The sequence below is a fragment of the Vulcanococcus limneticus LL genome (genome assembly GCF_002252705.1).
GTDB classification, from domain to species: Bacteria; Cyanobacteriota; Cyanobacteriia; order PCC-6307; family Cyanobiaceae; genus Vulcanococcus; species Vulcanococcus limneticus.
This window is the reverse complement of record NZ_NQLA01000004.1, coordinates 1-18,883: the sequence shown is the minus strand read 5'-3', so window position 1 is coordinate 18,883 and position 18,883 is coordinate 1. Positions and strand designations below refer to the sequence as shown.

The following is an 18,883-nucleotide window of genomic DNA, read 5'->3' as shown; positions in this document are numbered from 1 at the left end:
TTGTTGCACAACAGGACGCAGGTCCGCGCTCCGCCGACTTCAGTCGCGGCGGCCACCGCCGTTGAGGGCGATGATCAGGCGCAGGATGAAGATGAAGAGGTTGATGTAGGTGAGGTACATCCCAAGGGCGCCGGCCAGGTACTGGTCGTCGCTGTAGGTGCGGGGCATCGTGTAGAAGTCCACGAAGGCGGCGCCTACGAACAGCACGGTGCCGAAGCCGGCGATCAGCAGCTCCATGCCGCCCATGCCGAAGCCCGGCACGAAGATGCCGCCCACGATCTGAACCACCATGGCGATCAGCAGGCCGAGGATGCCGAGGCCCACCACGCCGCTCAGCGCCTGACCGACGCTGTCACTCATGCGCCGGCCCACCACCGAGGCGATCACGAAGGTGATGCCGGTGGCCAGGGCTGCGGTGCCGATGGCGCCGATGCCGGCGGTGCCGATGGCCATGGCCACGATGCCGCTCAGGGTGAAGCCGGTGAGCAGGCTGTAGGCCGTGAGGATCGGCAGGGCCGTGCCGTTGTTGCCCTTCAGGGCCGCGTTCTGGGCCACGAAGAACAGGATGAAGTTGCCGATCAGGGCCACCCAGAACAGCGGCATGAAGCCGGCGGGGTTGCTGCCCAGCAGGGCCAGACCGCCGAGCACCCCGCCGGCGGTGAGCACCATGCCCCCGCCCACGTAGGGCAGGGCCTTGTTCACCACATTGGGGCCCACCAGGGCGCTGGATTGCGCCTCGCGGATGGCCTCCTGAAAATTGCTGCTGGCCGGCATGGCACAGGGATTTCAACTCCCCTCATCCTGCCAGCGCCGGCCAGGCAGCGGCGTGGATGTGTCAGTGGTGCTGGTGCGGATCTCCCTATCCGGACCGGGCGTCCGTATGGGGGTGGCGGCTTCAGGCGGCGTCGTCCGGCTCGGACCGTGATCCACTCCAGAGTCGGACGCCCAGCACGGCAACGCCCGTGCCGATGCAGGATTCCACAAAGCGCAGCAGGGCGTTCAGGCCCGGGCTCAGCTTCGGATCCAGGCTGCCGGTGACCATCACCACGATCACCGTGATCGCCGCCAGGCGGCCGTGGCTGGGGATGTTGACGGCCGCGCAGAGCACCACCGTGGCGAAGATCGCCAGGGCCATGCCAAGCGGGTGAAAGGGCAGCAGGGTCAGGTAGGCCGCGCTGGTGAGCGCGCCGATCGCCGACCCGAGAATCCGCAGCGAGGCCGTGGAGGTGGTCTCCCTGCGGGTGGCCTGGGTCACCACGATGGCCGAGAGCGCTGACCAGAGGCCGCCGATCTTGGGCAGGTAGCCCGGGAACAGGCTGGTGAACCAGAAGCCGACCAGGTAGGCCACCAGGGCCGACAGGGCGATTTCGGCGGGGATGCGCAGGCGCTCAGCGCTGTTCATCGCTGGAGGAGGGTCTGCGGTTGGCGTGGCTGCCATCCATTCGCCTGGTGCCGGCCGGCGCCAGCCGGTTGGCATCGCGGGCGGCATAGGCCGTCACCAGCCGCTGCACGAGGGGATGGCGCACCACATCGGCCGCCGTGAGCCGGCAGATGGCCACGCCCTCCACGCCCTCCAGCACCTGGGCAGCCTCGATCAGCCCGCTGAGCTGGCCGCTTGGCAGGTCGATCTGGGTGGGATCGCCGGTCACCACCATGCGCGAGTTCTCCCCCAGGCGGGTGAGCACCATGCGCATCTGGGCGGTGGTGGTGTTCTGGGCCTCATCGAGGATCACGAAGGCATCGGCCAGGGTGCGGCCGCGCATGTAAGCCAGGGGCGCCACCTCGATCACATTTTTCTCCAGCAGGGCAGCGGTGCGCTCCTGGCCCAGCAGGGTGTGCAGGGCGTCGTAGAGGGGCCGCAGGTAGGGATCCACCTTCTGCTGCAGATCGCCGGGCAGGAAGCCCAGCCGCTCGCCGGCCTCCACCGCCGGGCGGGTGAGGATCAGTCGCTCCACCCTGCGCTCCTGCAGCATCCGCACCGCCTGCACGGTGGCCAGGAACGTCTTGCCGGTGCCGGCAGGGCCCAGGGCCAGGGTGAGGTCGTGGCGCTCGATCGCCTCGACGTAGCTCTTCTGCTTGAGGGTACGGGGGCGGAGCAGACGGCCGGTCTGGCTCTTGGCCAGCACCTGCTGACCCAATTGCTGGTGCTCGGCGCCGCGGCCGGTGTCCAGGGCCGCCAGGGCGGTCTGCACGTCCACCTGGGTGACGGGCTGGCCCTCCTGCCAGATCGGCCGCAGCAGTTCCACCAGGCCGGAGGCCCGCTCCAGCTGGCTGGGTCGACCCCTCAGCCGCAGCGAAAGACCCCGCAGAACCAGCGAGACACCAGTCAGGGCCTCAAGGCGATGCAGGGTCGCTTCCGCCGCCCCGGCCAGCGCCAGCGCGGCGTCCTGGTCGGGGAGATCGATCGTGAAGGTCTGGAGGGTGTCAGCCCCGGACATGGGGCCGGACCTCAGGCTTCAGCAGCGGCTTCAGCGGCGGCGGCTTCCTCGGCGGCCTTGGCGGCAGCTTCCGCTGCTTCCTTGGCGGCCTGTTTGGCAGCGGCTTCGCGGGCAGCGGCCTGCTTGGCCTGGCCCACGGTCACCGAGGCGCGAACGGTCTTCTCGATCAGGCCGCCCCGCTCCAGCAGGGTCAGAACGCTGTCGGTGGGCTGGGCACCCTGGGCCAGGCGGGCACGGATGGCCTCGGTGTTCAGGCGAGTCTCCTTGGTGCGGGGGTTGTAGAAGCCCAGCTCCTCCAGGGGACGTCCGTCCCGACGGGACGTGCTGTTGGTGGCCACCAGGCGGAAGCTCGCTTCCCGCTTCTTGCCGAACCGCTTCAGGCGGAGCTTGATCATCGTGGCCTTGCCTTACTTGACTGGAGGGTGGGTTGGATCAACAGCCTTTGGGGGCGGCCTTGGGGACGCCCCTGCGGGTGAGACCGATCGGGCGGTGTGGAATCACGCGCCAAACGACAAGAATACCCTGTGACCGAACGGGGCCCCCTCCCGCTGCTGGGACAGAGCCGCAGGCTCACAGCTCGTTGGAGCCGCAGGCTCAGAGCTCGCCGAAGCCCTTGCGCTTCTTGGCGGGCTTAGGGGCTCGGGGTATCGCCCCACCACCGCGGCCAGGACGGCCCGCGGGCATGCCGCCCCCGGGGAAGCCCCCCATCCCGGGCATCCCGCCCATGCCGGGAAAGCCGCCACCCATGCCCGGCATCCCAGGCATGCCGCCGCGGGTCATCTGCTGCATGAAGCCGCGCATCTTCTGAAAGTCGGCCAGCACCTTGTCCACATCGGCAGAGCTGTGGCCGCTGCCGGCGGCGATGCGCCGCCGCCGTGACGGCTGGGAGGCCAGCAGTTCCGGCTGCTGACGCTCAGCCTCGGTCATCGAGCCGATCATCGCCTCGATCTTCTTGAGCTGCTGCTCGCCCTGCTTGAGCATGCCGTCGTCAATCTTGTTCATGCCTGGGATCAGCTTCATCAGGCCGCCCAGGGAGCCCATGCGCTTGATCAGGCGCATCTGCTGCAGGAAGTCGGAGAAGTCGAAGCTGGCCTCCTGGAGCTTCTGCTGCATGCGCGCCACATCGGCCAGCTCCACCTCCTTCTGGGCCTTCTCCACCAGGGTGAGCACGTCGCCCATGCCCAGGATGCGGCTGGCCATCCGCTCGGGGTGGAAGGGCTGAAGCGCCTCCACCTTCTCGCCGGTGCCGATGAACTTGATCGGCGCACCGCTCACCTTGCGGATCGAGAGGGCAGCGCCGCCGCGGGAGTCACCGTCGAGCTTCGTGAGCACCGCGCCGGTGATGCCCACCTGCTCGTGGAAGGCGCGGGTGAGTTCGGCGGCCTCCTGGCCGATCATCGAATCCACCACCAGCAGCACCTCGTCGGGCTGCACGGCCTCACGGATCCGCACCATCTCCTCCATCATCGAGGTGTCGATCTGGAGCCGGCCGGCGGTATCGACCAGCACCGTGTCGAAGCCCTCGGCCCTGGCCTTGGCGATGCCGGCGGCGGCGATGTCCTCAGGCTTGGCCTCGGTGCCGAGGCTGAACACCTCCACGCCGATCTGCCGCCCCAGCGTCTGCAGCTGGTCGATGGCCGCCGGGCGGTACACGTCCGCGCCCACCAGCAGCGCCTTGCGCCCCTGTTCCTTGAGGTGCAGGCCGAGCTTGGCGGTGGCGGTGGTCTTGCCGGCGCCCTGCAGGCCCGCCATCAGCACCACCGATGGCTCACCGGCCTTGCCGCCGGCAGCCAGGGGGGCGTTCTCGCCGCCCATGGTGTCCACCAGCTGCTCGTGCACCACCTGGATGAACTTCTGATCCGGGCTGATGCCGCGTACCACCTCGGTGCCGAGGGCTTTCCGGCGCACCTCGTCGACGAACTCCTTGACGACCGGCAGGCTCACGTCGGCCTCCAGCAGGGCGCGGCGCACCTCCTTGAGGGCCCCCTCGATGTTGGTCTCCGAGATGGCGCCCTGGCCCCTCAGGTTCTTGACGGCGTCTTCAAACCGCTGGGAAAGCTCGTCGAACATGGGTGTGGGGCGCGCGCGCTTGGGTGGGGCTCAGGGCCCCGCGTGGCGCGATCGTAAAAAGGCGGGGTGCCGGGCTCAGCGGCTGGCGCGGAAGGCGGCCAGGTGCCAGGTCTGGCCATCGCGGGCAAACACGTAGGTGTTGCGCCGCTCGCCCTCGGGGGTGGAGGCGATCAGCTTGCCGTTGGCGTCCTTGCGGGCGTCGCTGTAGCGCAGGGTCACCTCCGCTTCGATCCGCTGCGGTGTCTGGCTGGTGACGCTGAAGTCGCGCACCTCGGCCGTGACGGTTTCGCTCTCGCCGCGGCTGGCGTTCTCCCTCCGCTGACTCTCGACGTTGCCCACCAGGGCGCTGCGCGCCAGCTGCTCGAGCGGATGCTCCGGCGTGGCGCCCGCCAGCACGGCGGCCTTGGCGGCCAGCCAGGCCTCCAGCAGGCTCCGTAGCTGGGCTGAGCTGGGCTCCGCCACCGTGAGTGGCAGGTTCCGGGGCGCGGGCGGCGCCGGGGTTGGCGCTGGGGCTCCTGGAGCACCGGCTCCTGGGCTGGCGGCCGCCTTGGGGGCGCCCGTCGCGGCTGGGGATGGCTTGGCTCCTGTCTGAACGGTGCCGTCTGGGGCGGGCAGCACCGGGATCGGTTGGCCCCGCTCGGGTTTCGGCCGCAGGGCCAGCCAGCCGCCGACGCCGACGCCGCCCAGGGTCACCGCCACAGCCAGGGGCAGGACCCAGCTGGGAGGCTGGGCCAGCAGCTCAGCGGCCGAAGTCCGCAGCTGGGCCCACCGCTCGGCCAGCTGCAGGTCCTGCCAGTGCAGGTTCGGCCAGCCCAGGGCCAGGTCTGGCCAGTCGTCCTCGTCCTCTTCCGGCTGCAGGGGCTCGGACAGGGCCCCGGATTGGCCTGGTTGGCTCGGCGCTGCCAGGCCGCTGGCCAGGGGGTCTCCCGGCCACAGGGGCATCGCGTCGAGGCTGCTCTGCGTCGACGGGGTGCCTGCACCGGCCCCCGCGGCCGCCTCCGGCGGGTGGAGCGGGGCGCTGCGGGCCCGCTTGCGGTCCTGCTGCTCCACGTAGGCCTGCACGTCCCGGTCGGCGAACCAGGCCTCCAGGTCCGGATCGGCCTCGATGTCGCGGAAGCCGGGCAGCACTTCGCGCTCCAGCCAGTCGCGGCAGTAGGCGCAGAGGCCTGCCAGGGGCTCTTCACCCTGCTCGTTTGCCCACTGGCGCAGGGCCGGGTCGGCCCCCTGCTCGAACAGGGCCTGGGCCGGTTCGATCTGGCCCAGCAGCAGCAGCTGACAGGCCAGGAAGGGCTCCACCCCGGCCTGGCCGCTGCCCGCAAGGCGCCCGTAGGCCGCCTGCAGGCGCTCGGGTTTGCGCTGGGCGAAGCCGGACGCCGTCAGGGCGATGCTGGCCAGGAAATCTGCCAGGGGGGAGCCGGCCTCCGCCCAGCGACTGAACAGGTCCACCTGCTCCTGGGCGGTGAGGAACTGGCGGATCTGTTTGAAGAAGGGCTGGAACTCGCTCGCCGGGAAGGCCGCGTCGGACTCCCCCTCCAGGCCGCCGCGGCGGCGCACCAGCTGATCCAGCAGCTGCAGACCCTCGTTGCGCTCCAGGCTGGCGGAGAGGTCGCGGCTCAGCAGGTCCAGCACCCGGTAGGGCAGCAGGGCGTCGAGGGCCAGATCCAGACGGCGGCGCTGCTCCGGTTGCTGGCCCATGCGCTGCAGCAGCTGCAGGCCCTGCTGCAGCACGCGGGCGGCGGCCTCGTAGCGGCGCTGCTGGCGGTAGTCCTCCGCGGCGCCCTGGCAGGCCAGCCCCGCCAGCAGCGCCAGGTCGGCCTCGCGGCTGCTGCCCAGGGCCGGCGCCTGGGGCGGCTGCAGGCCGCGGCTGGCCTTCTCGAAGGCCTCCTGGGCCTGGCCCGCCTCCAGCAGCAGCAGCAGGCCGCCCACCTCCTTGGAATTGGGGATCTCCAGGGCCGGGATCGCCGACTGACCGCCCTCGCCCTCGGCGCTGAGGGCCGTCAGCTCCGCCTCGTAGGCGGTGCGGTGCCGGTCGTCGCTGAGCAGGTCGGCGCTGTTGCGCAGTAGATCGGCCCGGGCCTGGAGCGTCTCGTGGGTGAAGCCCTGGTCGGGGGCCCGGTCCAGGCGCTGCTGCAGAGTGCGAAGCACCGTCTGACCATCGGTGGCCGGGCTCACCCCGAGCAGTCGGAAATGGTCGATCGGCAGTTCCAATCCGGGCCCTTCTCTGCGGCGTGACTGTAGGCAGGGTCTGCGGTTTTGACTGCCGCCGCCGCCGCTTTCGGTGGCTGGACCCCGTACAGTCGGTCCCAGCATCAGGCTCCCGCGACAGGACGGCCGACATGACCCAGGCAGACATGAGCCAGGCCAAGACCAGTCAGGCCGCCGCCGGCGTTGGCCCCGGAGACGTCCTCGCGGCCAGTGGCGCCCCCGCCTGCTCAGGCGACGCCAACGCCGTGGGCCTGCACGCCGAGCGCCTGCTCAACCTTTACCCCTCCACCCCGGCCACTGTGTCGCGGGATGAGGGGCTGCTCCTCTATCGCGACATGACCCTGGGTCGGCGCTTTGAGGACAAGTGCGCCGAGATGTACTACCGGGGCAAGATGTTCGGCTTCGTGCATCTCTACAACGGCCAGGAGGCCGTGAGCACGGGCGTGATCCAGGCGATGAAGTTGCAGCACGACTGGTTCTGCAGCACCTACCGCGACCACGTGCATGCCCTCAGCTGCGGCGTGCCGGCCCGTGAGGTGATGAGCGAACTCTTCGGCAAGGAGACCGGCTGCAGCAAGGGCCGCGGCGGCTCGATGCACCTGTTCTCCAAGGAACACCACCTGCTGGGTGGCTATGCCTTCATCGGTGAGGGCATCCCGGTGGCCCTCGGCGCCGCCTTCACCAGCCGCTACAAGCGCGATGCCCTGGGTGATGCCAGCAGTGATGCCGTCACGGCCGCCTTCTTCGGCGACGGCACCTGCAACATTGGCCAGTTCTATGAGTGCCTGAACATGGCGGCCCTCTGGAAACTGCCGATCCTGTTTGTGGTCGAAAACAACAAGTGGGCCATCGGCATGGATCACAACCGCGCCACCAGCGATCCGGAGATCTGGCGCAAGGCGGCCGCCTTCGGCATGCACGGCGAAGAGGTGGACGGCATGGACGTGCTGGCCGTGCGCGGTGCCGCCCAGCGGGCCATCGAGCGGGCCCGCGCCGGCGAAGGTCCCACCCTGCTGGAATGCCTCACCTACCGCTTCCGCGGCCACTCCCTGGCTGACCCCGACGAGCTGCGGGCCGAGGCTGAGAAGGAGTTCTGGGCCCAGCGTGACCCGATCAAGCGCCTCGGCGCCCACCTGATCGAGCAGAACCTGGCCACGGCCGAGGAGCTTAAGGCGATCGAAAAGGAGATCGATGCCGAGGTGGCCGACTGCGTGGAGTTCGCCCTGGCGGCCCCCGAGCCCAAGCCCGAGGAGCTCACCCGCTACATCTGGGCGGAAGACTGATCCTCCGGCTGATGGCGCCCCTTCGCATTCACAGGCCTCTCCGCTAGAGACCGTGCAAGCGGGCCTGCTCCGCCGCCGCCCGGAACACCAGGCCGTGGCGCTCCACCAGGGGGGTCAGCTCGTCGTAGCCACCGCCGATCAGCGTGGCCACCGGGATGCCGCGCCGCAGGCAGGCATCGAGCACCAGCCGGTCGCGATTGAGCAGCCCTTCGCTGCTCAGGGCCAGCCGCCCCAGGCGATCGCCCCGGTGGGGATCCACGCCGGCGTTGTACAGCACCAGCTCGGGCCGCTGCTGATCCAGCAGATCGGGCAGCACATCCCCAACGGCCGCCAGGTAGGCCTGGTCCTCCAGGCCATCGGCCAGGGGCAGATCCAGGTCGCTGCGCTGCTTGCGGAGCGGGAAGTTGCTGGCGCAGTGGGCCGAGAAGGTGAACACCCGCGGCTCGCCCGCGAAGATCGCCGCGGTGGCATCGCCCTGGTGCACGTCCAGGTCCACCACCATCAGGCGCCGCACCAGCCCCTCGTCCAGCAGCACCCGGGCCGCTACGGCCGCGTCGTTGAAGATGCAGAAGCCGCTGCCGTGGTCGGGGAAGGCGTGGTGGGTGCCGCCGGCCAGGTGGCAGGCCAGCCCATGGCGCAGAGCGAGCCGTGCCGTGAGCACCGTGCCCCCCACGGCCAGCCAGGTGCGGCGCACCAGGGGGGCGGTGGCCGGCAGGCCGATGCGGCGCTTCTCCGCCGCCGACAGCTGGCCCCGGGCGAAGGCCTGGTGGTAGCGGCGCCCATGCACCAGCTCCAGCCAGCGCCTGGGTGCCGGGAGTGGCTGGTGCAGCTGTTCCTCGCTGGCCAGGCCCTGGCGGCGCAGCAGAGCGAGTAGCAGGCGGAATTTCGCCATCGGGAAACGATGGCTGCTTGGTAGCGGTGCCGAATAGGCCGGGTGGTAGATGAGCGGAGGTCTCAGGAGTCGCGGCGCGGCGGCACCCAGGCTGGCGCGACCTGGGTGCCGCTCAGAGGCTGCTCGGCATCTTGCGGGTGAGGTGGCGCAGTTTGCGCAGGGCCTTGAGTTCCACCTGGCGCACCCGCTCCCGCGACACATCCAGCAGCCGGCCAATCTCGGCCAGGGTGTGGCGCTCCTCGCCCTCCAGCCCGAAGCGCAGCTCCAGCACCTGGCGCTCCTGGTCGGTGAGGTAGGTGAGCCAGCGACCCAGCTGCTCCTGGTGGATGCCGCGCTCCACCTGCTCGAGGGGTTCGGCGCCGTTGGTGTCGGCGATCAGATCGCCGAGGAAGCTGCGGCCCTCTTCGCCGTTCACGGGCGCATCGAGGCTGGAGGTGGTGAGGGCCTGACGCAGCAGGCCGTCCAGCTCATCGAGGGGGATGTCCATCTCCTCGGCGATCTCGCGGCGGCTGGGCATGGCGCCGAGCTTGTGGGCCAGCTCCAGGCTCACTTTGCGGATGGCGCCGAGCCGCTCGGAGAGATGCACTGGCAGTCGGATCGTGCGCGACTGGCAGGCGATCGCCCGCGTCATGCTCTGGCGGATCCACCAGAAGGCATAGGTCGAGAACTTGTAGCCACGGGTGGGATCGAACTTCTCCACCGCCCGCTCCAGCCCCAGGGAGCCCTCCTGAATGAGATCGAGCAACTCCAGCCCTTTGCCTTGGTACTTCTTGGCAACGCTCACGACCAGGCGCAGATTCGCCTTCATCATCCGCTGCTTGGAGCGGCGGCCCACCCGGATGGTTTTCTGTTCCTTTTCGCTGTAGTCAGCCTCGCTGCGCTGCTCTTCGACCAGCCGCATCATCGCCTGCACCTGGTTGCCGAGTTCGATTTCCTCGGAGGGGGTGAGCAGGGGCACACGGCCGATCGTGGCGAGATACCAACTGATCGGGTCACTGCTGCGGCGCCGCGTGCTGGAGCTGGCGGAGAGGCTGGATGCCGTCATGAGTCCGCACCGGGGAAGTTTGGGAAATCTCCTATGGATTGCTGCTGGCGCGCTGTTGCTTCAGCAACCCTTCAGCTTTTATCCCTAAAACCACACGCTTTGTGTTGAGACTCACGCTATAATCTGAGCCCGTGTGTCAGTGACTACCGAGGTCTTGCCTGTGGGTGGCCTGCGCTACTCGAACGGCCTGGGGATGGCTGATTCCCTGGGCTGGTCTGGGTCTATCTGTGCCAGGGCGTGGGCAACGGCCATCGGCGTGGCTCCTCCCGCCCCCTGCTCCCCGATCGCCGCCAGGCCCGCCTCGGCGTGGTCCAGGGCCGCGGCGGCCAACAGGGATCCATCCGCGGACCAGCCGGCCGCCAGGGCCAGGGCGCCTCGGCCGGCGGCGTAGCCCGCCAGCACGTCCCCCAGACCGGCCCTGGCCGCCGCAGGGCTGGCCCGGAGCAGTTGCCAGCTGCGGCCATCGGGGGCTGCCACCACGCTGCGGGCCCCCTTCAGCAGTACGGCCGCGCCGCTGCGTTGGGCTGCGGAGCGGGCCGCCTCGGGGGGCGGCAGGTCCGCGAGGTCGGGGAAGAGGCGCGTGAATTCGCCGGCGTGGGGGGTGAGCCAGGTGGCCCCGGCCCGCCGCTGCAGCCAGTGCAGGGCCGCGTCAGCTCCACCGGCTCCGCCGCCGGCCGCCAGCCGGTTGAGACCATCGGCATCGAGCACCAGCAGGCCCGGGAACTGCTGCAGCGCCGTCCATGTGCGGGCCTCGCCGGCTTGGCGCTCCCCGCCTCCAGGCGCCGCGGCTGCTGCTGCCGGCCCGGTTCCCGGGCCGATTCCCGGGCCCAGCAGCAGTGCATCCAGCCGCTGCGACCCGGCACTCGAGCGCGCCGGCGCCACCAGGCCCAGGGCTTCCAGGTCCAGTTCCGCCAGATCCAGTCCGCCCTGGCCGTTGCGGCCCAGGTTGGCCGCCACCACCACGTGAGGCTGGACCACCCACAGCCCGGCGGCCACGGCCTGCGGCAGGCCCGCCCGCAGGCTGCCGCAGCCGCTGGCGCTGGCCCCCAGCAGCGCCAGCTGGGCCGCTCCCCGGTAGGCCTCGCTGCCCGCCAGCACCAGCAGCCGGCCCCTGCCGTACTTGGCCGCCTGCGGCGCCGGCTGGGGCCTGGGGGCCGTGGCGAGGTCTTCGGCGCCCAGGGCGAGGGGCTGGTCGGCCGGCAGGGTCTGCAGCAGGGTGGCGGGCAGGCCCAGCTCGATCCGCTCCAGCCGGCCTACCCAGGCCAGGGCCGGGTCCTGGATCAGCCCCTGCTTGAGCAGGCCGATGCAGTAGGTCGTGTCGGCGCAGGCCGGCTGGTTCCCTGTGGGCAGGCCGCTGTCGGCGCAGAGGCCGGTTGGTACATCCACCGCCACCAGCCGCTGGGGCCGTTCCCGTTGCCGCTCCGCCAGCAGGCTCTCGATCGCGTCACCCGCGGACCGCTCCTGGCCGATGCCCAGCAGGGCATCGATCCAGAGTTCGGGGCCGTTGGCATCGGGTGGTCGCTGCAGCCGCGGGATTCCCAGCCAGAGGCAGTGGCGCAGGTGGGCCGCCGTGAGCGGCTTGTGGCGTTCAAAGGGGCTCCAGATCGCCGTGGCCACTCCGGCCAGGTGCAGTTCGCGGGCGATCACCAGGCCATCGCCGCCGTTGTGGCCAGGCCCCACCAGCACCAGGGCGCCGCACTGACGCAGCAGGCCACCGTGCTGCTCCAGCAGGCGCCGGCCCACGGCCAGGGCCGCCTTCTCCATCAGGGCCTCCACCGGCAGGCCGGACGCGAAGATCTGCTCCTCCAGCCCCGCCATCTGGCGGGAACTCACCAACAGGTGGGCGGCGTCGCGGGCGGGCCAAGGCGGCGGTGGGAGCAGGGAGGCCGTGGGGTTGGGCATGGGCAGGCGGGGCCGCAGCGGCAGGAGCGGGGGTGCTGGACCCGGGCCCGGGCGCGGAACCGCACCGTCGAGCTGGGTTGTGGAGCCGAGGGGTGAACCAGGTGCCCACACCCCGCCTCCATGATGGGGAGAATCTCCGCCCTGACCCTCCGGGGCCAGCACCCTGCCGCCGTTGGCCCGCTTCTCCGCCCCGCCACTGCCCGCCACCGCCGGAGCTTCCGTGGCGGCCACCCCGGCCGGCGCCGCGGCGATCGAGCGGCTGCGCGCCTGGCCGGGTGAGCATCGTGTGGTGGTGGGCCTCTCCGGCGGGGTGGACAGTTCGCTCACGGCCGCCCTGCTGGTGGAGGCCGGCTGGACGGTGGAGGGGCTCACCCTGTGGCTGATGAGCGGCAAGGGTGCCTGCTGCGCCGAGGGACTGGTGGATGCGGCCGGCATCTGTGAGCAGCTGGGGGTGCCCCACCACGTGGTGGATTTCCGCGAGCACTTCCGCGAGCAGATCGTGGATTTCCTGGTGCAGGGCTATGGGGCGGGCGTCACGCCCCTGCCCTGCTCCCGCTGCAACCGGGAGGTGAAGTTCGGCCCGATGCTGCGCTGGGCGGCGGCGGAGCGGGGCATCGAGCGGCTTGCCACCGGCCATTACGCCCGGGTGCGCCACGCCGAGGCCGGCGACCCCCTGCCGGTGCCGGGTGAGGGGCGCGGCCGCCACCAACTGCTGCGCGGGCTCGATGCCCGCAAGGACCAGAGCTACTTCCTCTACGACCTGCCCCAGCAGGTGCTGGGCCGGCTGGTGTTCCCCCTGGGCGAGCTCACCAAGCCCGACACCCGCGCCGAGGCCGAGCGCCATGGCCTGCGCACCGCCCAAAAGCCCGAGAGCCAGGACCTCTGTCTGGCGGATCACCATGGCTCGATGAAGGCCTTCCTCGATGCCTATCTGCCGCCGCGCCAGGGGGAGATCGTGCTCGGCGATGGCCGCGTGGTGGGCCAGCACGACGGCATCGAGCACTTCACGATCGGGCAGCGCAAGGGCCTGGGGGTGGCCTGGAGCGAGCCGCTGCACGTGGTTCGTCTCGATGGCGCCATGAACCGGGTGGTGGTGGCCCCCCGCTCCGAGGCCGCCCGCTCCACCTGTGTGGTGGGTGCAATCAACTGGGTGTCGATCGAGCCGCCCACCGCCCCGCTTGAGCTGGAGGTGCAGGTGCGCTACCGCAGCGGCCCCGAGCGTGCCCTGCTCACCCCCCTGGCCCCCACGGACGCCGACTACGCCGCCGAGCGTCCCCACCGCTGCCGGCTGGAGTTTGCCGAGTCCCAGTTCTCAATCACGCCTGGGCAGGCGGCCGTTTTCTATGCGGGTGAGGTGCTGCTCGGGGGGGGCTTGATTCAGGCCTGAGGCTGGCCCTCGGGCCGGGCCCCGAAGCGTGCCGGCGGCGATGACAGCCCGCGCCCTACCAGTGGGGATCCACGGCGATCTCCAGCACCAGCTGGCCGCTGGCACTGGCCGGCACCGTGGCGATGCAGGCGCGTACCAGCTGGCCGTTCACCTCAATTTCACAGGCCCCGCAGCTGCCCCCCAGGCAGCCGGTGGGGATGGCGTAGCCGGCCACGGCGGCGGCCTGCAGCCAGTCCTCCCCGCTCTGGGCCTGGCTGCGTCTTCCGTCCGGCCAGATCACCTCCAGGCTGCGCCGTTCCGGCATCGGCTAAGTCCCGCGCGATAGGCGCCAGTCTCCGGCACCGGCCAGCGGGGATGGCTCAGCCCAGCAGCGGCCCCAGATCCACATGGGCCTCGAAGGCATCCGCCAGGCGGTCGAGCAGCGCCTCGCGCTGGCGGCTGTGGTGGGGCACGGCTTCCGGCAGGGCGGCCAGACCCCGCCGCTGCCGCAGCAGGTTCAGCCAGCGGCGCCGCCAGGGTCCGTCTTCGAACACCCCATGCAGGTAGGTGCCGGCCACCAGCCCGCCCCGCCCGCCGTCGGCGAGACGCCACCAGCCCAGCTCGGCGTCGGCGGCCAGTGGCTGGCAGGGGGCCGTGCCATCGAGCAGCTGGGTCGTGCCGCGATGCAGCTCGAACCCCTCCAGTGGCAGCCTGCCCCCCTCCCCAGGCGGGGGCCAGAGCGCTTGGCTGCGCCGATGGCGCAGGGCCTTGGTCGCGCCGAAGCGCGTGCGCAGCGGCAGCAGCCCCAGGCCTGCCCGGCTGGCGGGGCCTCCATCACCCTCCAGGCCATCGGGATCCTCGAGCGCTACCCCCAGCATCTGCAGGCCGCCGCAGATCCCGAACACGTGGCCGCCCTCCACCAGGTAGGCCTGCAGCTCAGATGCCAAGTCCCTGGCCTGCAGGGCAGCCAGGTCCCGCAGGGTCTGCTTGCTGCCGGGCACGATCACCGCATCGGGACGCCCGAGGCGCTCGCCGGGACGGATCCAGCGCAGCTGCACGCTGGGCTCGGCCTCCAGGGGATCGAGGTCGGAGAAGTTGCTGAGGGAGGGCAGGCGCAGCACGGCGATCTCCAGCTCCGCCTCGCGCTTGCGACCGCGGCGCTCCAGCAGATCCAGCGAGTCCTCCGGCGGGAAGAGCTCGTCGAGCCAGGGCATCACCCCCAGCACCGGCACCCCTGTCTGGCGTTCCAGCCAGTCGCGACCGGCATCAAACAGCTCGCGCCGGCCACGGAAACGGTTGATCAGCAGGCCGCGGATCAGGGGCCGCTCCACCGGCCGCAGTAGCGCCAGGGTGCCCACCAGCTGGGCGAACACGCCGCCGCGCTCGATGTCCGCCACCAGCAGGCAGCGGGCGCGCAGGAACTGGGCCAGGCGCAGGTTGGTCAGGTCGCGCGCCTGCAGATTCACTTCCACCGGACTGCCCGCTCCCTCAAGCACCAGGCGCCCCTGGGGATGGGCGGCCTGCAGCTCGGCCAGCCCGGTGCGGATCGCCCGCCAGCCGGGCCGGAACCAGTCGCGGTAGTAGTGCTCGGCACGGGCACTGCCCACCGAGTGGCCCAGGTGGATCACCTCGCTGGTGGAATCGCCCTGGGGCTTGAGCAGCACCGGGTTCATGGCCGCCACGGGTTCCAGGCCCGCCGACCAGGCCTGCAGGGCCTGGCTGTAGGCCATCTCACCGCCGGCCCCATCCACCCAGGCGTTGTTGCTCATGTTCTGCCCCTTGAAGGGCAGAGGTGTCTCGCCGCGGCGGCGCAGCACCCGGCACAGGGCCGCCGTCATCAGCGATTTTCCGGCGCCGCTGCTGGTGCCGAGCACCATCAACGGCGTGGGCCGGGTGGCGGGTGGCTCTGGGGGCTGTCCAGGGGTGGCGTTCACAGACGCGGCCGGCGGCGGCGCAGGCCGTGCAGCAGCCGTTCCCCCAGGTCTGCCCGTGGCAGCTCGCCCGGCCAGCGGCCGAGCAGTTGCCGGCCCATGGGGGTGAGCCGCACCCGTTCGGTCAGGCCCTGGCCATCGACCTCGCGGCGCAGCACCCCCAGGCGGATCAGCCAGATCAGGTGGTCCTCGGCGCGCTTCGGCGTGAGCGGGCGGAACCAGTAGCGGCTGCGGTCGGGGTGCTCGCACAGGCTGCCGCTGCTGATCGCTTCGACGGCGACCCGTTCGTAGAAGGCGCGCCGCAGGGGCAGGCAGCGCAGCGCCGACGCGGCCCGGGCCAGGGAACGGGGATCGGTGAGGCTGCCATCCATGGGTCGATTCTCCCGGACGGCTGCCCCCCAGCGCGGCTGGAGCGGGCGCTGACCTCCGCCTCCGCCAGGGGCCAGGATCGAGATCCTTGGCTGCCCGGCTCACCCCAGGCTGGCCGCACCGTTCACACCCTGCCGGCCGTGCTGCTGCTCGCCTCCGCCTCCCCCGCCCGCCGCCGCCTGCTGGAGCAGGCGGCCATTCCCCATCGGGTGCGGGTGAGCGGCGTCGATGAGGACGCGATTCAGGAGACCGACCCGACCCTGCTGGTGCAGCGGCTGGCCCAGATCAAGGCAGGTGTGGTGGCCGATCTGGAACGCCAGGAGGCTGGGGGCGTCGGCCCCGGGGTGCCCGGCTCCGCAGCCGGCATGCCCGTGCTCGGCTGCGACTCCCTGCTGGTGTTTGGGGGGGAGGTGTTCGGCAAACCCCTTGATCCGGACGAGGCCATGGCGCGCTGGCGGCGCATGGCCGGGGCCTGGGGGGAGCTGCACACCGGCCACTGTCTGATCTCTCCGCAAGCGGACCTGGCCCCGCGGTTGGCCACGGTCACCACCCGGGTGCAGTTCGCACCGCTCACCCCGGCCCAGATCGAGGCCTATGTCGCCACGGGTGAGCCGCTGCACTGCGCCGGAGGCTTTGCCCTGGAGGGGATCGGCGGGCTCACGGTGGAGCGGATCGAGGGCTGCTTCAGCAATGTGATCGGCCTGAGCCTGCCGCTGCTGCGGCGCTGGCTCCAGCCCCTCGGCTGAAGCCAGCCGGCCGAAGGCCTCAGCGGAACAGGTTGTTGAACAGATCCTGGATGAACTGGCCGGTGGGGGCCTGGTTCCAGGGCAACGGTCGCTGGCTGGGGCCTGTGCCGTAGCCGTAGTCGTAGGTGGGGCGGGTCACCAGCTGCAGATCCGCCCAGCGGAAGATCAGATCGTTGCCGCGGCTATAGAACTGCGCCGGCCAGAGATTGGCGGCGTCGTTTAGCACCAGCTGGCCCTGGCGGTTGCGGAAGGCATAGCGCCGACCATCGCTGAGTTCCACCACATAGGCGGTGCCATCGCCCGTAGCCCGCTGGCGCAGACCGCACTCCCCTGAAAACAGTTGCTGGCCCCGCTGGCTCAGCTCACAGCGGCTGAGTTGCTGGCCGGGACGCGTGTTGCCGTTCTGCCAGTTGTTATTGCCGTTATTCCAGTTGTTATTGCCATTGTTCCAGTTGTTATTACCGTTCTGCCAGTTGTTGTTGCCGTTGGTCCAGGCGTTGCTGTTCCAGCTGCTGCCGAACAGCTGGCGGCTCAGACGTTTGCTCACGTTGCGTCGCTGCCCGCCGTCATCCCAGCAGACCTGGCGCTGCAGTTCGCACAGCTCGCCGCTGCTGAAGACCAGCTGGTTGGGCCAGGGGCGGCCGGAGAGCTGGCGGCGCAGATTCTGCTCTGCGCGGGAGCCGAATTCACGGCGGGTCTGGGAATAGGAAACCCCGTTCCGGTCGTAGCAGATGTTGGTGCCCCGATCACAGATCACACCGTTTCGTGGGAATTTGAGGCCCTGGCCCTCGGCCTGAACGGGAGCTGTGGCGGCCAGGGGCAGGGCAACAACGCCGGCGGCCATCCAGCGCAGCAGACGGGGCGGTTGATGCAGGGCCGGGAACGCCATGGCGGTCTCCAATGGGGTGCCGTCAACCTAGGCAGCATCGAGGCTGCCGATGCGTCCCGAATCCATCTGCGGGCCGTGCAGTGATGACCAACTCTTTCTGAGCAGGTTTTCCCCTGGCCAGCCTTCTCTTCTGCTTGCGGTGGCTGACAACAAAAAAGCCCCCGCTGTTGGCGGGGGCAGGTTGTGATGATCCCAGCCCAGTCAGGCGGGGAAACGCACTGAATCAGTCGAGGTCTGGCATTGCCAGGGTGGGCTCGGCCTTACGGTCGATGCCCTTCTCGAAACCAGCGGCGGCAGCGCGGGCGCGGCCAGCGTGCCAGAGGTGGCCCACCAGGAAGAAGAAGGCGAGCACGAACTGCGTGGACGCCAGCCATTGGCGGATGTTCACGAAGTTCACCGAGTTGGGCTCGGTGATGATGCCGCCCACGGAGTTGAGGGAGGCGTTGGGGGCGTGGGTCATATAGTCAGCCGCGCGGCGCACTTGCCAGGGCTGAATATCGTTCTGGAGCTTGTCGAGGCTCAGACCGTTGGGACCACGCAGGGGCTCGAGCCAGGGACCGCGGAAGTCCCAGAAGCGCATGGTTTCACCACCGAAGATGATTTCGCCGGTAGGGGAGCGCATCAGGTACTTGCCCAGACCGGTGGGGCCCATGGCCGAACCGATGTTGGCGCCGAGGCGCTGGTCACGCACCAGGAAGGTGAAGCTCTGGGCCTGGGAGGACTCGGCGTTGGTGGGGCCGTAGAACTCAGAGGGATAGGCGGTGTTGTTGAACCAGATGTAGGCCGAGGCGATGAAGCTCATGAAGCTCAGGGCGCCCAGGCTGTAGCTCAGGTAGGCCTCACCGTTCCAGATGAAGGCACGACGCACCCAGCCGAAGGGCTTGGTGATCACGTGCCAGATGCCACCGAAGATCAGGGTCAGACCCAGCCAGATGTGGCCGCCGATGATGTCTTCCATCGAGTTCACCCCGATGATCCAGCCCTCGCCACCGAAGGGGGCGCGGGTGAGATAGCCGAAGATCACGCCGGGATCCAGGGTGGGGTTGGTGATCAGGCGCACATCGCCGCCACCAGGGGCCCAGGTGTCGTAGACACCGCCGAAGAACATGGCCTTGAACACCAGCAGCAGCGCACCCACACCCAGCAGGATCAGGTGGTAACCAATGATGTTGGTCATCTGGTTCTTATCGCGCCAATCCTGCGAGAAGAAGGCGGAGTAATTCTCCAGAATCTCGGGGCCGCGGATGGCGTGATACAGACCGCCGAGGCCGAGCACGGCGGAGCTGATCAGGTGCAGCACCCCCACCACGAAGAAGGGGTAGAGGTCGGTGACTTCACCGCCGGGACCAACGCCATAGCCAAGGGTGGCCACGTGGGGAAACAGGATCAGACCCTGTTCGTACATCGGCTTGTCGAAGGTGAAGTGGCTCACCTCGAACAGCATCATGGCGCCGGCCCAGAACACCATCAGGCCAGCGTGGGCCACGTGGGCGCCGAGCAGGCGGCCGGAGAGGTTGATCAGACGGGCGTTACCCGACCACCAGGCATAGCCGGTGGAGTCGAGATCCTTCCCGCCGATCCCGGAGAGGGAGGGATTAGAGAGCGTTACCACGGGGCAGAACCTCTTCAGGGAAGACGAAGTTTTCGTGCGGCTGGTCAGCCGGCGCCATCCAGGCGCGCAGACCTTCATTCAGCAGAATGTTCTTGGTGTAGAAGGTCTCGAACTCGGGATCCTCAGCGGCGCGGA

17 protein-coding genes and 1 pseudogene are annotated in these 18,883 nt (G+C 70.1%); 3 read left to right on the top strand and 15 right to left on the bottom strand.

Going from position 1 to position 18,883, the window contains the following annotated elements; genetic code table 11:
* Positions 1–39 precede the first annotated feature (39 nt).
* From CJZ98_RS03345 to CJZ98_RS03320, 6 genes are all read right to left on the bottom strand, one after another.
* On the bottom strand, positions 40–774 hold the full coding sequence (locus CJZ98_RS03345) for a Bax inhibitor-1/YccA family protein (protein WP_094588351.1): 735 nt from the start codon (positions 772–774) through the stop codon (positions 40–42).
* A 121-nt stretch (positions 775–895) separates the two neighbouring features.
* Positions 896–1,402: an FUSC family protein gene (locus CJZ98_RS03340; RefSeq protein WP_157910846.1), complete on the bottom strand. Its 507-nt coding sequence runs from the start codon at positions 1,400–1,402 to the stop codon at positions 896–898.
* The gene (locus tag CJZ98_RS03335) at positions 1,389–2,438 is read right to left on the bottom strand and encodes a PhoH family protein (RefSeq protein ID WP_094588347.1); all 1,050 of its coding nucleotides are present in this window, start codon (positions 2,436–2,438) and stop codon (positions 1,389–1,391) included. Before CJZ98_RS03335 ends, CJZ98_RS03340 begins: the two co-directional genes overlap by 14 nt.
* An 11-nt stretch (positions 2,439–2,449) precedes the next feature.
* Entirely contained in the window at positions 2,450–2,833 is a 384-nt protein-coding gene (rpsP, locus tag CJZ98_RS03330) for a 30S ribosomal protein S16 (RefSeq protein ID WP_094588345.1), read from the bottom strand.
* Between the two features lie 199 nt (positions 2,834–3,032).
* Positions 3,033–4,508 (bottom strand): signal recognition particle protein, encoded by a 1,476-nt coding sequence (gene ffh / locus CJZ98_RS03325; protein ID WP_094588343.1) that lies wholly within the window; start codon positions 4,506–4,508, stop codon positions 3,033–3,035.
* A 75-nt stretch (positions 4,509–4,583) separates the two neighbouring features.
* The gene (locus CJZ98_RS03320; RefSeq protein WP_094588341.1) at positions 4,584–6,716 is read right to left on the bottom strand and encodes an IMS domain-containing protein; all 2,133 of its coding nucleotides are present in this window, start codon (positions 6,714–6,716) and stop codon (positions 4,584–4,586) included.
* A gap of 128 nt (positions 6,717–6,844) precedes the next feature.
* Here CJZ98_RS03320 and pdhA point away from each other — a divergent pair, with 128 nt between their 5' ends.
* Complete coding sequence (pdhA, locus tag CJZ98_RS03315) at positions 6,845–7,996, top strand: pyruvate dehydrogenase (acetyl-transferring) E1 component subunit alpha (protein WP_390625461.1); 1,152 nt, start codon at positions 6,845–6,847, stop codon at positions 7,994–7,996.
* A gap of 43 nt (positions 7,997–8,039) precedes the next feature.
* Here the strand turns inward: pdhA and CJZ98_RS03310 are convergent, their stop codons facing one another.
* From CJZ98_RS03310 to CJZ98_RS03300, 3 genes are all read right to left on the bottom strand, one after another.
* Entirely contained in the window at positions 8,040–8,954 is a 915-nt protein-coding gene (locus CJZ98_RS03310; protein ID WP_094588613.1) for a histone deacetylase family protein, read from the bottom strand.
* 46 nt (positions 8,955–9,000) lie between these two features.
* Positions 9,001–9,933: an RNA polymerase sigma factor, RpoD/SigA family gene (locus CJZ98_RS03305; protein WP_094588339.1), complete on the bottom strand. Its 933-nt coding sequence runs from the start codon at positions 9,931–9,933 to the stop codon at positions 9,001–9,003.
* A gap of 174 nt (positions 9,934–10,107) precedes the next feature.
* Positions 10,108–11,835, bottom strand: coding sequence for an NAD(P)H-hydrate epimerase (locus CJZ98_RS03300; RefSeq protein ID WP_094588611.1), 1,728 nt, complete (start codon positions 11,833–11,835; stop codon positions 10,108–10,110).
* A 172-nt stretch (positions 11,836–12,007) separates the two neighbouring features.
* Between CJZ98_RS03300 and mnmA the strand changes: the two genes are divergently transcribed.
* Complete coding sequence (gene mnmA / locus CJZ98_RS03295) at positions 12,008–13,222, top strand: tRNA 2-thiouridine(34) synthase MnmA (protein WP_198537455.1); 1,215 nt, start codon at positions 12,008–12,010, stop codon at positions 13,220–13,222.
* Positions 13,223–13,277: 55 nt separating this feature from the next.
* Here the strand turns inward: mnmA and CJZ98_RS03290 are convergent, their stop codons facing one another.
* Genes CJZ98_RS03290 through CJZ98_RS03280 form a run of 3 tightly spaced genes read right to left on the bottom strand, consistent with a single transcriptional unit; the run spans position 13,278 to position 15,503 of the window.
* Positions 13,278–13,526, bottom strand: a complete 249-nt coding sequence (locus tag CJZ98_RS03290; protein ID WP_094588337.1) for a 2Fe-2S iron-sulfur cluster-binding protein — start codon at positions 13,524–13,526, stop codon at positions 13,278–13,280.
* Positions 13,527–13,581: 55 nt separating this feature from the next.
* A complete protein-coding gene (locus CJZ98_RS03285; RefSeq protein ID WP_094588335.1) occupies positions 13,582–15,078 on the bottom strand; it encodes a cobyric acid synthase in 1,497 nt (498 codons plus the stop codon).
* A 53-nt stretch (positions 15,079–15,131) separates the two neighbouring features.
* A complete protein-coding gene (locus CJZ98_RS03280; protein WP_094588334.1) occupies positions 15,132–15,503 on the bottom strand; it encodes an Npun_F0494 family protein in 372 nt (123 codons plus the stop codon).
* A gap of 138 nt (positions 15,504–15,641) precedes the next feature.
* On the opposite strand from CJZ98_RS03280, the gene CJZ98_RS03275 reads away from it, so the two are divergent.
* Positions 15,642–16,247, top strand: coding sequence for a nucleoside triphosphate pyrophosphatase (locus CJZ98_RS03275; RefSeq protein WP_094588332.1), 606 nt, complete (start codon positions 15,642–15,644; stop codon positions 16,245–16,247).
* Positions 16,248–16,266: 19 nt separating this feature from the next.
* On the opposite strand, the gene CJZ98_RS03270 is transcribed toward CJZ98_RS03275, so the two are convergent.
* The 3 genes and pseudogenes from CJZ98_RS03270 to CJZ98_RS03260 all read right to left on the bottom strand — a co-directional run.
* Entirely contained in the window at positions 16,267–17,136 is an 870-nt protein-coding gene (locus CJZ98_RS03270; protein ID WP_094588330.1) for a YcgJ family protein, read from the bottom strand.
* A 223-nt stretch (positions 17,137–17,359) separates the two neighbouring features.
* The gene (psbC, locus tag CJZ98_RS03265; protein WP_094588329.1) at positions 17,360–18,748 is read right to left on the bottom strand and encodes a photosystem II reaction center protein CP43; all 1,389 of its coding nucleotides are present in this window, start codon (positions 18,746–18,748) and stop codon (positions 17,360–17,362) included.
* Positions 18,732–18,883 (bottom strand): annotated as a pseudogene (locus tag CJZ98_RS03260) (photosystem II D2 protein (photosystem q(a) protein)); the annotation flags it as partial. The pseudogene CJZ98_RS03260 and the gene psbC, both read right to left, overlap by 17 nt.

Excerpts from the sequence above, each read along its gene's own strand:
- CJZ98_RS03345 (WP_094588351.1), bottom strand. The coding sequence starts at position 774 with ATGCCGGCCAGCAGCAATTTTCAGGAGGCCATCCGCGAGGCGCAATCC.
- CJZ98_RS03340 (WP_157910846.1), bottom strand. The coding sequence starts at position 1,402 with ATGAACAGCGCTGAGCGCCTGCGCATCCCCGCCGAAATCGCCCTGTCG.
- CJZ98_RS03335 (WP_094588347.1), bottom strand. The coding sequence starts at position 2,438 with ATGTCCGGGGCTGACACCCTCCAGACCTTCACGATCGATCTCCCCGAC.
- rpsP (WP_094588345.1), bottom strand. The coding sequence starts at position 2,833 with ATGATCAAGCTCCGCCTGAAGCGGTTCGGCAAGAAGCGGGAAGCGAGC.
- ffh (WP_094588343.1), bottom strand. The coding sequence starts at position 4,508 with ATGTTCGACGAGCTTTCCCAGCGGTTTGAAGACGCCGTCAAGAACCTG.
- pdhA (WP_390625461.1), top strand. The coding sequence starts at position 6,845 with ATGACCCAGGCAGACATGAGCCAGGCCAAGACCAGTCAGGCCGCCGCC.
- CJZ98_RS03305 (WP_094588339.1), bottom strand. The coding sequence starts at position 9,933 with ATGACGGCATCCAGCCTCTCCGCCAGCTCCAGCACGCGGCGCCGCAGC.
- CJZ98_RS03300 (WP_094588611.1), bottom strand. The coding sequence starts at position 11,835 with ATGCCCAACCCCACGGCCTCCCTGCTCCCACCGCCGCCTTGGCCCGCC.
- CJZ98_RS03290 (WP_094588337.1), bottom strand. The coding sequence starts at position 13,526 with ATGCCGGAACGGCGCAGCCTGGAGGTGATCTGGCCGGACGGAAGACGC.
- CJZ98_RS03285 (WP_094588335.1), bottom strand. The coding sequence starts at position 15,078 with ATGGTGCTCGGCACCAGCAGCGGCGCCGGAAAATCGCTGATGACGGCG.
- CJZ98_RS03280 (WP_094588334.1), bottom strand. The coding sequence starts at position 15,503 with ATGGATGGCAGCCTCACCGATCCCCGTTCCCTGGCCCGGGCCGCGTCG.
- CJZ98_RS03270 (WP_094588330.1), bottom strand. The coding sequence starts at position 17,136 with ATGGCGTTCCCGGCCCTGCATCAACCGCCCCGTCTGCTGCGCTGGATG.